The organism is Pseudoalteromonas ardens, assembly GCF_030125445.1.
In the GTDB taxonomy this organism is placed as follows: domain Bacteria; phylum Pseudomonadota; class Gammaproteobacteria; order Enterobacterales; family Alteromonadaceae; genus Pseudoalteromonas; species Pseudoalteromonas ardens.
The window spans coordinates 248,094-261,734 of the sequence record NZ_JASJUV010000004.1 but is presented as its reverse complement, the minus strand read 5'-3'; the positions used below and the strand labels follow the sequence as shown (position 1 = coordinate 261,734).

Genomic DNA, 13,641 nt, shown 5'->3' with positions numbered 1-13,641 from the left:
AGCACTCAGGCCTCCTCGTCTCATCTCAATACCACCATCTAATCAACACTCAAGCGCAGGGTGATAGATATTGACCGCATAAGGAAGTTAATAAATGCCAATCGAGCGGCTATATACCGAATAGGATGACCCCCTTAGGCCAGAGCATGAATTCGGCTCTTAACACTTAATCTCTCGGGGGGCAAAACAAAGGGGATGAAGGTGTATGAAGCCCTGATGATTTCCACCATTGTGGGCTTTAAAATGAGCTTTCAATGAAACAACTGCTAAAGCTAAATAAAACAATAACCACGCGAAACGGTTTATTCAGCCCAGTAAGTTAAGACATGAATATTACGCAGCTAAACCTTGCATTATTTTTTGTACTTTAGGTAGCCCTTCACCAGATATTCCAAAAAATAACGAGAGGACAAAAAGAGATTCAATCCAAGAACTTCTCTATATAAACGCCACTGCCAGACAATTATCTTAAACTTGTTTTTGGACATGCCAGAGTCAACTCTATAAAGCGCGAGAGGTTCTTGCAATGATGCAGCCATTGGGATCTGTTGCAGAATTGTCAGCCAAAGAGCATGATCTTGCCTTTTGCGGATCGAAGGCATATAAACTTTACCCAACTTTTCAGTATCATACATAGCGGTCAGGCAGCCGATGACATTACTACCCAGCAATTGCTTAAATGTCACCGATTTTGGGGGAATAACCTGCCCAAGTTTCGCTTCGGTGGTAAATTTCTGGTAAGCGGTGAAAGTGAGTGCGTGATCATTCTTTAGTGCAAATGCTACCTGCTTCTCAAGCTTTTCAGGAAGCCATAAATCATCTGCGTCTAGAAAAGCAATAAAGCGACCTTCAGCACGGCTTATTGCATTATTTCGTGCCAAACCAGCTCCGCCATTTTGACCCTGAATAAACAATTTGATACGAGGGTCTTTCTTTGCTTCTTCTTTAATTAACTCAACAGTGTTATCCGTAGATAAGTCATCAGTTATCAACAACTCCCAATTTTGGTACGTCTGTTCAAGAACTGACTGAATGCTATCAATTACATACCTTTCAGCATTATAAGTTGGCATGATCACTGAAACTAAAGGTGTCATTCTATTAGCGCCCCATACCCATAACCACTACTTTTACGGTGTGAAGCATGATTTTAAGATCAATATAGGTACTGTGGTGTTTGATATAATGGATGTCGTATTTGTGCTTCCAAATCGCATCTTGCACCGATGCACCATACGGATAGCTAACTTGAGCTAACCCTGTCACACCTGGTTTCACCGCATGGCGGAATCGATAATACTTAATCTCGTTTTCAAGAGTCTCAATGAAGATTTCACGTTCAGGGCGCGGGCCAACCATAGACATCTCACCTTTCAGAACATTTAGAAGCTGAGGTAATTCATCTATGCGAGTCTTGCGAATAAACTTTCCGACCTTTGTAACTCGGCTATCATTCTTCGTTGCCCATTGCGCACCGCCTTTCTCAGCATCCGTGCGCATTGAGCGAAATTTAATTACGTCAAACTCGATATTGTACTGTCCGGTTCTTTTTTGCCTATAGAAGATGGGACCTGGTGATTCAAGTTTGATCATCAAAGCTGCGATAACAGAGATAGGCGCTGTTAAAACTAACAATATCAGCGCAGAGAAAATATCAATTACCCTTTTTGCTCTCTGAGTTCGTTTAGTCGATAAAATTGAAAATGCTTTCTGATGCAAAAAGTAGCTACTTTTCAATAAGGACACTTCCGTATAACCACATCGCTCATCCAAATAACTAACCAAAGGCTCAACCCAAGCGCCATATTCGGTAGCAGAAACTAAGAATTCTCTTTCGTCATTACTTAGTCTTGTATTTTCAAAGTGTGTAATTACTTTCTGATCCAGGTTAGTCAAATGATAATCATTAAAAACAACTTTAACGTCACTTCCCGCAAGCACTTCCTGGATAACGTCAACCTGATCATTCGGACAATATACATAAATTTCTTTTGCTTTATAAGCATACTTGGGCGCTTTAAAAGACTTACTTTTCTTAAATTTATTAACCATGATTAAGTCGAACAGTTCCTGACAGTTATTGAAAAATAATAACGTATTTTTCTCATAGAAAAAGGTGAGATATAACATACATAACGACGGCATGATAACCGCACATTACGCAAAATCAATTAAGAGACAGATGATAGCACACTAGCAGATCTTCGAACAGTACAAAGTCTGTTAATTCTTGTAAAGATAGTGGATCTTGTTGTAGTTCGGTGCAGTAAGCTAGAAAGTAAACATAACTGAAGGAAGCTGTACCGCTCCCTTAGCCATGTATTACGCCCAAGACAGGAGAGACCTCTCGATGGGGAAGGCCTCTTCAGCCTCAGAACAAAGACTTTGCGTAAAGTTCTCCCCAATACGCCTCTGCTTCACGAGATGAAAATGCTTCGAACCCATTTCCTGGAGTCAAGGTGAGTTCGCCAAAATAGATCTGCCCACCGACTAAATACAAATCGACTCTCATATACTCGCTATCTCCAAGCAATGCGATGGCTAGTTCTGCCATTTTATTTAGCTCTTTGCTATTCGGTAACTGATAGTTACCATTTTTGTAGATCACTTGGTAGTCTAACTGATTTAACTCACTATCATAGTAATTTCTCTTATGATCTGTAAATCTATCAAAATCAACTTGCAATATCCAAATGGGGTTACCGCCATTCCTGAAAACATGAAACTTAAAATCTTCTGGAACTTCGCCATTAATACCTATTTTTTTCTCAACAACAACTCTTCGGTCAATATACTTGTATTGAACCTCACCCAGCAAAACTCCTCGATAATCTTGCATTAATGCACTATTAAACTTATCACTAATCTCTTTAGCCGTTTTATCAGTGGGAAATATTTCGAGGTGTGCACTACCACTTCCGTGGTTAGTTTTTATTACTATATCATCTCTCGAAGTATCAACATCATCGACACCTAGTTTTTCATACACACCTATTAGAGGGATCAAATACTCAGTACCTATTTTTTCCTCAACATACTTCCGCACTGCGTATTTATCAGCATATACGCTTTCTTTTTTTCCCAAACGAAGCTTGCGCAGCTGGATATACTCACTGAAAAGCTCAGGCTTACTCCAGCTCATAAAGTAGCCATGCTTAAGGTAAAAATATATGAAAATTCTAACTTTTAAAGGCAAGAGTTTTAGTACTGTATCTATCATTTCGAAACGTTAAACCTCTTTCCTGCGATCTGAGTAATAACTTCATGCCAATACTTTTGTAAAGTCAGAGGCTGTACTTTTGCAACATGTTGAGATAGCCGCTCTCTGGTTTCCACATTCATCATAGCTTGGATTGCCTCTTCTAGGCCGATAGGATCTCCAGGGCGAATGATCATGCCATTTTCCCCATCTTTCACAAAGGCATGAATGCCCCCGACATCAGAGACGATGACTGGTTTACCTAAGCTCCATGCCTCCATAATAACCCTCGGAAAACCTTCATAATTATTCTTAGAGGGCACAAGTACGACATCACTTTTATCGTAAAGCTTTGCTACATCTTGGTTTCGAACCTGCCCATACAGCGTCACACAATCGGATAAGTCATGCTCTTTAATGAACTGCTCTAATGATGCTTTGATTTCTCCACCGCCAGCGATATGGAAATTAACGGTACCTTTCAGCCTCTTTGCTGCTTCCATGATTTCCAGAATGCCTTTGTCTTCTGTCAACCTTCCTACGAACAAACAATTCAACTTTTCATTCTTTTGTACAACATCAGCCTTTGAATGACTCTGCACCATAGTGTCGACAAACTGGTACGTACTAGTAGGGTTGTACTGAGCACTAAAATCATACATAGCCTGGCCAGTACACACATTTTCTACAGTATCTCCAGCACAAATTTTTGCCATATAGTGCTTTATTACCCGTGAGAATACATAAGCTAAGAACTTGTTTACCCCTTTATATTTACCATCGCGCCAAGTGTTGAAGCCATCTGCACAAATATGGTTAAACAAGGGCTTCTTGTGCTTCATCACTCTCAGTGCGAAAACAATCGCTCCCATTGAAGGAGTTCTCGCCCAGAATATAGCGTCATCATGCTCTAAGATAACTTTGTCACACGCAGCTTTGAAATCTCTCAGGTAACCTGGTTTAAGCAAAACAGACTTGGCAAATTGCATAGTCGAGTCATACCAGGGAGCCTCATAAAAGTGGCTTTCACTAACTTCTGTGCTCGCACCTTCTGGCATAACGTCATTATTATATGCCTGAGACATAACATAGACATTCTCTTTCCCTACCATATTCTGTAAGAAAGCTGCTGACGTTTGTCTTGTATAATAATGGTCACCAAACTTAGTGTAAGGCTCTCCCAAAAAAGCTATAACTTTCATTATGTACCTTATAAAAATTCAGGCCTACCAAACCTTCAGGTGTAATATAACCGTAAATTATATCCTATTTCTCAGTTCTAATCGAACTTGAGTACTTGTAACTTAGGCCTATCGCAATGCCATTGCATAGAAAAATGGTTTCAAGGAAAGGGTGTAGATAAGACAGCCCAACGACATTCGCGACCAGAAAAATACACATTCCTTTGCTTTTCAGCCCCATCCCATAAAGCAGAAAAAATAGAAAATAGCATGCGAAACCAATGAGACCAAAGTGACCAATCAACATGGTAATTAATAAATGACTGTATTTACCCTCTTCATATGAGTAGGCATAATTTCCCTCATTTATGCCAAACCCAAACAATAGCTCCTTGATTGAGTACTGAGCACTCAACGTTGGTAAGCTCTGTAGAACGCCCAGTTTGGTCGATCCACTACCGTCACTTGTCAACACCTGGTAGATGAAAGGGGAAAGGAAACAGACGGCAACTAAACCCAAGATAACCAGCTGTACCTGGTTGACCATGCTGCGACGGAAAAAAAACAGATATAAATACAACACAAAAGTTGTTGCAATAGCCGCCCTGCTCAAAGTAAGAAAAATGAAAACCAGAAAAATTGCACTGATCACTTTCCTGAAACGCTGACTGACTGAAAAGTATGCAAAATATATCTTATGAATTACAAAATAAAATAATGCGTATAACCCCACTGCGTTCGAGTCAACCATAAAGGGGCTATCCATCTTAAGAGCATAGAAGTTTTGCAGTACCTGACTTGGGTTTGAGATAATAGATAGTGAGCGTAGAGCAAATTCTAGGCCCAAGAAAACCAAAGCAAATACACTCATTAAGAGTATTGCATTATGAATCTCGTTCTTGCGTGAATGATAGATCAAATAAATTGCCAGCAGAGACATCAAAACTGGCAAGAATATCTTTACTGTGTCGAACAACGCCTCAGATGCAGAGGAGTTACCTATAAATGAACACACGACCAAGGAAAAAAACAGAAATGCATGCAAGTTAAAGTCTGTTCGAAGACTTAGCTTGTTGCTTGTATCAATTCTGGATGCAAATAAACTCCAAACAACAACGAGCACGCCAAGCAATGGGACGAGAAAGCGAGTGCCCGTATATGACCCATACTGAATTGTACTTGCAACAAGTAAAATTGTAAGAAGTAACCCGTACTTAGACATCAACTTTGCTTACCTAAGATAGATTTTACAAAAATTTTTTCTTAAGACTATGCAGTCCACGTAACAAGGGTAAGGCATGTTTAAACCGGCTCAGCACCCTCTGGCTTGAGTTTACCCCTTTATAAAGTGCTTCCGACTCAGATAAAAACTGTTTAGTGAGGTCATAATGGCGTGATTTGAGCGCTGCAACGGCTAAGTAAGCCAATTCTCTTGCTATACAGTAATCAACAAGTTCAGGTGCTACATCAAGTTTCTCTGTTCGTTTTAGAGACATAACAAATGCGTCACGCTCTTTTAGCAGATGTGCTTTGGCAAGCGCTGAGCGCTCACTCGACCATGAGTTTTCAGCTTCCCGACGATACATAGAATAAACACCGGGCACGTAGACAGCACCTCCCTTAGAAGCTGCCACCATCTGAATAAACATATCACCGACCGGAGCTCCTTCGAGATAAGCTGGTAACTCAGCCACAGCACACCGTTTGAACATCAGCGTTGCAGTTGCCATAAGGCCACCACCACCTTTTATGACGTCTTCAAAAGACAATAGTTTTACTGCATCACCCAAGTAAACATTATTGGTTTTCTTACCATCAGGGAACAAGTTAATAGCAGGGTGAAAACTCAAAGCAACATCAGGATGCGCCTGCATAGCTTGATACTGAGCTTCCAACTTGTCCTCTGAATCCCAATAATCATCGCCTTCACACATTGCTATGTAATCACCTCTGGCTGCACCAAGCGCAGTAATAGTCGGCAAGGTCCGCATTTTTGAGTATTGGTTTTCGTCAGGGAAGAGTAAACGAATTTTCTCAGGGTGCATCTGCGCGTATCGAGAAATGATCTCACGAGTCTTGTCAGTCGAACAGTCATCATACACGACTATCTCAGTATTCAAGGTGGTTTTTTGACTCAAAAACCCCTTTAGGGCGTCTTCTATATAACCTTCCTGATTAAACGCGATACAGACCACACTCAAGTCTATACTGTTACCTGAATTCAACATTTACCAAAGTCTCTTTATTTAAAATTTTAGCTAAAACTAATGCCCCTAAAACGATAGCGGCGTATAGTGAAGCCATTGTGATAAGCAGAACAAGCGTTGTAAGCTGGATTTTATTTATACCAAAAAATACAGTGAACCCACTCACCAAGCAGCACATAAGCAGCGAAGGTAAAATATTACGGCTAAACCAAGCTTTATGTGTAACAACACGGGTTTTGTGATGAACATACCATTGCCACAACAAAAATGACGCCAGCTTAAAAGTAAATGATAAAATAGCCACATATAATACATCATAGAAATAGGCAAAAAAGAATATAAGCGGTATATACGTTACTAACAAAATCTTGTTATATCTGACATGCTCTTTAAGATCTCCGATAGCGACCTGGAGATAATATTGAAACGCTGTAACAATTGCGACACTGTTACCTAAAATATATAAAGTGAGGATGGTTTCCCCCCATTCTGCCGCTACCGGATCCGAGGTGAATAAAAGCAACACCTGCTTTGAAAATAGTGCGACTAACACACCAACAGGCAACAACACAGCCGAGACAAACATCGCGCTTTTATGGTACAGACTGAGAAACTGCTCCTGTTGATTACTCGCGTATAATTTGGTTAAGCGCGGGATCAAAACGGCCCCAATAGGAAAACCGAGCGTAATCATGGCAGAAGAGATAGTAATACACATAGTGTAATAACCATATTCTTCTGGAAGAAGAATATTTGAAAACAACAGCTTATCTAAGTGCAATGTAGCTGCACTTACTAACGCGGTAAATGCAACACTCAGGATGTACTTTTTATTTTCACTCAATTCTGCGATATAGAAGCGTCCCGGTAGCCAGAACGAAAGCGACAATCGATTGGCAACCCTTAGTCTGAAAATGAATAACTCTAAGACAGTCGCAGCGAAATGGATCTGAAAGTACAATTCTAAGCTGGGTTCTTTGTACATAATATATGTACAAACGGGGTATTTAATAGTATTAAACAGTATTGTTCCAGCATTTAGCCATAGAAAGTCTTCTTTACCCTGTAATGCAGCCCTATAGATCGAAGCTACCAGGCGGGAAGAAACAATACAGAACAGCAAAGCAACTATAGTTTCAGTAACTATTTCATTTCCTTTGAACCAGTACTTCAGTATCTGATCGGACAGGAGATAGCTCGAAAAAAAGATAACGGCAAATACAAGTAAAGAGATAGTTTCAAAACTCTTCAACGTCCTGGTCGTTGCTTTTGTGTTGCCCGAACTGGCTGCTATGACACGACAAAGTGTCGGACTCAAACCTGAGTCCAACACATTTATAAATATCTGTATAACTGTGTAAAAGCCGATAATACCAAATGCGACAGGCCCCATAATGTTATATAAAAAAGGCATAACAAGTATGCCTATTAACATCGAGTAACCCTGATTTAGGTAAGTCAGCAATGCATTACGTTTCAGCAAGCTTTGAACCTATTTTGTCAGATACTTTTTAAAGTAGTCTTTTCTTTTTTCGCCCAATGTACGCTTATTAAGATCAAACTCTTGCGATTGATAAAAGTCACGGTATGCCTCTTTCAAATGCGAAAGATTACTACCGATGTCTTCAAGCACCTCTAAATAATCGGTTCTCAGAATCGTGGACGCATCATACGAAGTACCCGAAAGTGCATTCTTTAGCAAACCATAATTCTTATTAAAGTAGTATCTTAAGTCATAAACTGGCTTCATGACATTCACAACCGGAACCTTGTGCGAGATAGAAATAACGAGTGCATGATAGCGGTTACAGATAACGAACTCTGCGTTTCGGATGATCGATACGGCATCTTCTAATTTCAAGTAAGAGCCAGTACTTTGAAAAACATGGAAAAAGTCAAACTTAATGTGCTCTTTTAGGTAATCAGAGACATCATTGTCATCGAAGGGCATGTACACCACATCCAAGCCATGCTCCTTGTTAATGCGTTCGATGAACCCCTTCACGGCTTCAAAGTGTTCCTTAAGCCAAGAAAGAGGATAATAAAACTCAATAACAATGTATTTTTTGTCAAAGTGACTTACATTATCAGCCTTGCAGCTTAATTCATCATTTAGCAGATACAGGTCATCAGGCAACTTATGCAGCTGTGCATTATCTACCCCTAACTTCTTTAAGTAAGTTGATGACATTACAGTGTCTCGAACTGCTATTGGAGTGTCATCCAGAAAACCGAATATCTCGCTATAAAACTTTTCACTTTCATCAAACGGACCAAACCCATTAGCAGAGAAAACAACCTGTTTTCCTAACATTTTAGCGACGATAATGGGGGCTACAATTTTAAATAAGTCGTCTTTCCTACCCCAGTCATACCAAAGCTGATTAAAGTATCCTCCCCCGGATACCAGCAGCACATCAACATCTGCAAGCTGCTTCTTGATTTCATCAATATTTTCAATGGCATCAGCGATTTCAATCGGTGTGGGTACAATGTCTACAGGATTAATTTTAAAATTAAGAGATTTCAGCGCGAACTTAACAACTCGCTCGATAAACTTAGGCTTTCTGTAAAATGACTTGGATAACTTAACTTCAACATACTCACAGTTATAATCACCAAAGTAGTCGTTATCGAGTTCAGCAACAAACCCTTTTGAGTAGTTGAAGATAACATATTGGTTATTCTCGCCCATATCGTAAATATTATTTACGAACATAGCGTAATCACCAAGGTTTCTATCGGCCAGAGGGCCAGTTAAAGCTATTTTCATCATTGACCTACAGTAAAGCTTCCACACTATCTATAGAGAACGTTGCAACACCAAGTTGCTGCACATCGACACGCTCTCTGAAAGAATCATCGATAAATATCGCGTTCTTATGTTTTATAACTGAAGACTTAGGTGAGCCATCTGTAATATGATAGATAGTGTCAAACAAGTTTGTCAGTCGGTACTTATTCAGGGATTCTGTCAGATCATATTCGTGACGTGTAACTAAATGTACCTGACAGCCATCAGAAATTGATTTGTACAACAAGGCAATAAGCTGCTCATTGACTCGATTATTGATAATAATACAATCATCAAAATCAACATATATATGCTTATAATTTAGCTGCAAATTGTATCTATTTGAAAGGTTCCTTTCTTGTTTAACCTCAAATGTATTTGGGTTTACCCGGACAGATATTCCATCATGTGCATACAGAGACAACTCAGCAAAGTTCACACCTTTTACCCGGTTTGTTGACATTGAACCGGCAATACGTGTTGCAACTTCCATCAGAACTAGCTCACCAGAATCACTTTCTTTTACCTGAAAAAACCACGCCCCAAGCATTCCAATGCTATTGTTTAGTTTTTCAGCAAAACTAAAAAACTTCTTCGTTGGATCTGCAACTGTCTGGGTACCAACTGCAATGCCATTCATGATCCTCGTGCGCACGCGCGGGCCTGCGTACTCCAGAGTACCTTCAGCTGATGTATAACAATCAATGGTATACTCTTTGCCTGGTAAATACTCACACACAACGTGCGTTTCAAAATCAACCTGCTCTAAAGCTTCCAGGCTATCGGCCCTGAAAGCACCTTTACTACCCTGCCCAACATCAGGCTTTACAAAAACGGGGAGCGCAGATGGCAAAACCTCATCTAGCTTATTAAACAAGCGCGGTAAGGCAACCGTACCCTTTAACTTGCTGTAGGTTGCTTTTTTTGAACGGCAAATTCGGTTAGCTTCTACACTAGACGTGATGACTTTTGCATCGATATCTTCTCTGCTCTCTGAAAGTAAAAGCGCTGCGTCATCATGTGCCGGAAAAACATGGGTAATGTTATGTTCTTTAACAAAACGATTGACATGCTCCAAGAATAATTCGTCTCTGATGTACGGCGCACCACTATAAAAGTGCTCGTATTCATAGGCTGATGAGTCTTCAACAGAGTTTAGACCTATAACTTTAAGCCCTTTAACACCTTTTAAAGCTCTGTTTATCTCTAAGCCAATTTCCGTACCACAGGGCACAACTAATACATTTTTCATAATTTACTTTCTTTTAAAACCTTACATACACGCTCTACATCTTGCACCGTCATATAGTAGTGTAGAGGAAGGCATAACACCTTAGATACGCGATCTTCCGCAATAGGCATACTGTCAGCATCTTCAAACTGCGTATTAATAGCTGGTTCAAAGTATCGTCGACTTTGAATATTATTTTCCTGGAGTGCACTTTCTATCTTGCTTCTTTCCTCAGAAGAGGCACAGCCGATAACAAAATACGCACCATTTTTTGATGCTTTGTCGTGCCATTCTGGAAGGATAAAGTCATTTTTCAGGAGTCTAGTGTAGGTCTCAAACAGGTGAGTTCGATGACTCAATACATCATCAATGATATCCAGATTAACCAGTCCAACAGCAGCCTGGTATTCATTCATTTTAGCATTGATACCAATTTCACCATGATGCTGAGCAAAATTAATTAACCGTTTTGCTATGTCAAAATGCTCTTTCTTCTTAAAGCATATTGCACCGCCTTCCACAGTATGAAACAACTTGGTCGCATGAAAACTTAAAGTAGAAGCATCGCCAAATGTCAAAACCGAACGTTCTGCTACACGCACTCCAAAAGCATGTGCCGCATCATAAATGACATTCACTCCTGAAGGTTGCTGCGCTTCTATAAGCTCAACATCACATGGGTTACCATATACGTGTGTTGCGACAATCGTGTCAAAGCCATCCTGCTGGTTAACTAGCTCAATCGCTTCAGGCGCAGCCAGGTTCCAACTTTTGCCATCGACGTCCGAAAACAGAACCTTGTGGCCTTGCCACTTCAAAGCACTGGCTGTCGCAATGAAACTAAATGGTGTTGTAACCACACCGTTTGCCGACAGCGCTTTAGCAGCCACCTGTAGCGCGCTGGTGCCATTATTTACAAGCAGTAAATTCTGTACGCCCAAATAGGCCTCTAAACGCTCTGTTAGCTGTTGATGCAACTGACCAAAGTTCGTATACCAGGCATTGTCTTCAACCTGCTCTAAGTACTTTGTGAGTTTTTTCAGATCCGGCTTTATCGGATTATTCAGGTTGATATTCATTTCAACAGACTCAACAGATACTTACCGTAATCATTTTTCTGCAATGCTTCACCCGCACTGCGTAATTCTTCTTCGCTCAACCAGCCATTGATAAAGCCAATCTCTTCCAAGCACGCAATTTTAAAGCCTTGTCGTTGCTCTACGGTATGTACAAAGTGGCTGGCTTCAAGCAAGCTCTCATGAGTACCTGTGTCTAACCAAGCAAACCCTCGCCCAAGCAACTCAACATTCAGTTTACCTGCTTCCAGATATCGCTGGTTAACGCACGTGATTTCAAGCTCACCACGCGCTGATGGTTGCACCGACTTGGCAATTTCAACAACATCGTTATCGTAAAAGTACAAGCCAGTCACGGCATAAGACGATTTGGGATGTTCAGGTTTCTCTTCAATTGAAGTCGCTCTTTGATGTTCATCAAAACCAACAACACCAAAACGTTCTGGGTCTTTGACCTGATAACCAAACACCGTTGCGCCCTCAGCACGTTCTGCTGCTTTTTTTAGTTTTGGGGAGAAGCTTTGGCCGTAAAAAAGGTTATCTCCCAACACAAGAGCAACAGAATCATCACCAATAAACTCTTCACCAATGATAAAGGCTTGTGCCAGGCCATCGGGTGAAGGCTGTACTGCGTAAGACAAATTAATACCAAACGCGCTACCATCACCCAATAAGTTTTGAAACAATGATTGCTCTTCAGGTGTGGTGATCAAAAGAATGTCTCTGATACCAGCCAACATCAGTACTGAAATTGGGTAATACACCATAGGCTTATCATAGACAGGCAACAACTGCTTAGACACACCTTTAGTCACAGGGTATAAACGAGTGCCAGAACCACCGGCTAATACAATACCTTTCATTCTGCCCCTCCTAGTCTTTCCAATCGATAACTGCCATCGAGGATTGCTCGCCACCATTGTTCATTAGACAAGTACCATTGCACTGTCTTTCTTAATCCCGTTTCAAAGGTTTCAAGTGGCTTCCAGCCTAACTCTCGCTCGATTTTCGATGCATCAATGGCATAACGCAGATCGTGCCCCGGTCTGTCTTGGACAAATTGGATTAGCTCTTTATAGTGTTTTACATTGCCATGCTGACTTGGCTTAAGCTCATCTAACAATGCACAAATCGTTTCTACCACTTCAAGGTTAGTCTTCTCATTGTGACCACCAATGTTATAGGTCTCTCCAACTTCACCTTGAGTCGCAACCAGGTATAGAGCTCTGGCATGATCCTCAACAAACAGCCAGTCTCTTATTTGCTGGCCATCACCATATACAGGTAAGGGTTTGCCATCCAACGCATTCAGTATCATGAGCGGAATGAGCTTCTCCGGGAAATGAAAAGGGCCATAGTTATTTGAACAGTTAGTAATCACAACCGGCAAACCAAAGGTTCTTCTCCACGCTCTGACTAAGTGATCGCTCGATGCCTTAGAAGCCGAATAAGGCGAACTAGGCGAGTAAGGGGTTGTCTCTGTGAAGAGATCGGTCGTGCCTTTCAAGTCGCCAAACACTTCATCGGTGGAGATATGATGGAATCTAAACTTGCTCTTTTGCGCATCAGACAGCGTTCCATAGAGCTCACGGCTCTCTTCAAGCAAATTATACGTCCCAATAATATTCGTTTGAATAAACTGGCCTGGCCCATCAATTGACCTGTCGACGTGACTTTCAGCCGCCAGATGCATCACGATCTCAGGCTGATGCTTTTTAAAGAGTGCATGAAGCGCAGCTCGGTCACATATGTCAACCTGCTCGAAAGTATATCTCTGCGAGCCGGCAACACTGTCAATAGAAGACAGATTTCCAGCATACGTTAATTTATCAACATTGATAATTTCATGCTCTGTCGATTCATGAAGAAAGCGAACTAGTGCGGAGCCGATAAAGCCCGCTCCGCCTGTAACTAAGATTCTCATTTAAAAAACACCCAGATGTGACTACATCT

Annotated in this window: 12 protein-coding genes; all 12 read right to left on the bottom strand. The window is 40.9% G+C overall.

Annotated elements, in window-relative coordinates; translation table 11 throughout:
• Positions 1 to 353: 353 nt before the first annotated feature.
• The 12 genes from QNM19_RS14830 to rfbB all read right to left on the bottom strand — a co-directional run bounded on the left by QNM19_RS14830 (position 354) and on the right by rfbB (position 13,612).
• On the bottom strand, positions 354 to 1,097 hold the full coding sequence (locus tag QNM19_RS14830; RefSeq protein WP_049864242.1) for a glycosyltransferase family 2 protein: 744 nt from the start codon (positions 1,095 to 1,097) through the stop codon (positions 354 to 356).
• Between the two features lie 4 nt (positions 1,098 to 1,101).
• A complete protein-coding gene (locus tag QNM19_RS14825) occupies positions 1,102 to 2,052 on the bottom strand; it encodes an exopolysaccharide biosynthesis polyprenyl glycosylphosphotransferase (RefSeq protein WP_156202253.1) in 951 nt (316 codons plus the stop codon).
• 319 nt (positions 2,053 to 2,371) lie between these two features.
• Entirely contained in the window at positions 2,372 to 3,220 is an 849-nt protein-coding gene (locus QNM19_RS14820; protein ID WP_284026866.1) for an ATP-grasp fold amidoligase family protein, read from the bottom strand.
• Entirely contained in the window at positions 3,217 to 4,401 is a 1,185-nt protein-coding gene (locus QNM19_RS14815) for a glycosyltransferase (protein WP_049864238.1), read from the bottom strand. The genes QNM19_RS14820 and QNM19_RS14815 overlap by 4 nt, the downstream gene beginning before the upstream one ends.
• A gap of 64 nt (positions 4,402 to 4,465) precedes the next feature.
• Positions 4,466 to 5,602, bottom strand: a complete 1,137-nt coding sequence (locus tag QNM19_RS14810) for a hypothetical protein (RefSeq protein WP_049864237.1) — start codon at positions 5,600 to 5,602, stop codon at positions 4,466 to 4,468.
• A gap of 25 nt (positions 5,603 to 5,627) precedes the next feature.
• Positions 5,628 to 6,608 carry a glycosyltransferase family 2 protein gene (locus QNM19_RS14805; protein ID WP_049864236.1) on the bottom strand — a complete coding sequence of 327 codons (981 nt, stop codon included), beginning with the start codon at positions 6,606 to 6,608 and terminating at the stop codon, positions 5,628 to 5,630.
• Positions 6,592 to 8,070 carry a lipopolysaccharide biosynthesis protein gene (locus tag QNM19_RS14800; RefSeq protein WP_284026865.1) on the bottom strand — a complete coding sequence of 493 codons (1,479 nt, stop codon included), beginning with the start codon at positions 8,068 to 8,070 and terminating at the stop codon, positions 6,592 to 6,594. The genes QNM19_RS14805 and QNM19_RS14800 overlap by 17 nt, the downstream gene beginning before the upstream one ends.
• A 9-nt stretch (positions 8,071 to 8,079) precedes the next feature.
• Positions 8,080 to 9,363 (bottom strand): polysaccharide pyruvyl transferase family protein, encoded by a 1,284-nt coding sequence (locus QNM19_RS14795; RefSeq protein ID WP_082225415.1) that lies wholly within the window; start codon positions 9,361 to 9,363, stop codon positions 8,080 to 8,082.
• A 4-nt stretch (positions 9,364 to 9,367) separates the two neighbouring features.
• On the bottom strand, positions 9,368 to 10,633 hold the full coding sequence (locus tag QNM19_RS14790; protein ID WP_284026864.1) for an ATP-grasp domain-containing protein: 1,266 nt from the start codon (positions 10,631 to 10,633) through the stop codon (positions 9,368 to 9,370).
• The gene (locus tag QNM19_RS14785; protein WP_049866581.1) at positions 10,630 to 11,691 is read right to left on the bottom strand and encodes a DegT/DnrJ/EryC1/StrS family aminotransferase; all 1,062 of its coding nucleotides are present in this window, start codon (positions 11,689 to 11,691) and stop codon (positions 10,630 to 10,632) included. The genes QNM19_RS14790 and QNM19_RS14785 overlap by 4 nt, the downstream gene beginning before the upstream one ends.
• Positions 11,688 to 12,551 carry a glucose-1-phosphate thymidylyltransferase RfbA gene (gene rfbA / locus QNM19_RS14780; RefSeq protein WP_049866582.1) on the bottom strand — a complete coding sequence of 288 codons (864 nt, stop codon included), beginning with the start codon at positions 12,549 to 12,551 and terminating at the stop codon, positions 11,688 to 11,690. Before rfbA ends, QNM19_RS14785 begins: the two co-directional genes overlap by 4 nt.
• Positions 12,548 to 13,612, bottom strand: a complete 1,065-nt coding sequence (rfbB, locus tag QNM19_RS14775) for a dTDP-glucose 4,6-dehydratase (RefSeq protein ID WP_284026863.1) — start codon at positions 13,610 to 13,612, stop codon at positions 12,548 to 12,550. The genes rfbA and rfbB overlap by 4 nt, the downstream gene beginning before the upstream one ends.
• Between the last annotated feature and the right edge of the window lie 29 nt (positions 13,613 to 13,641).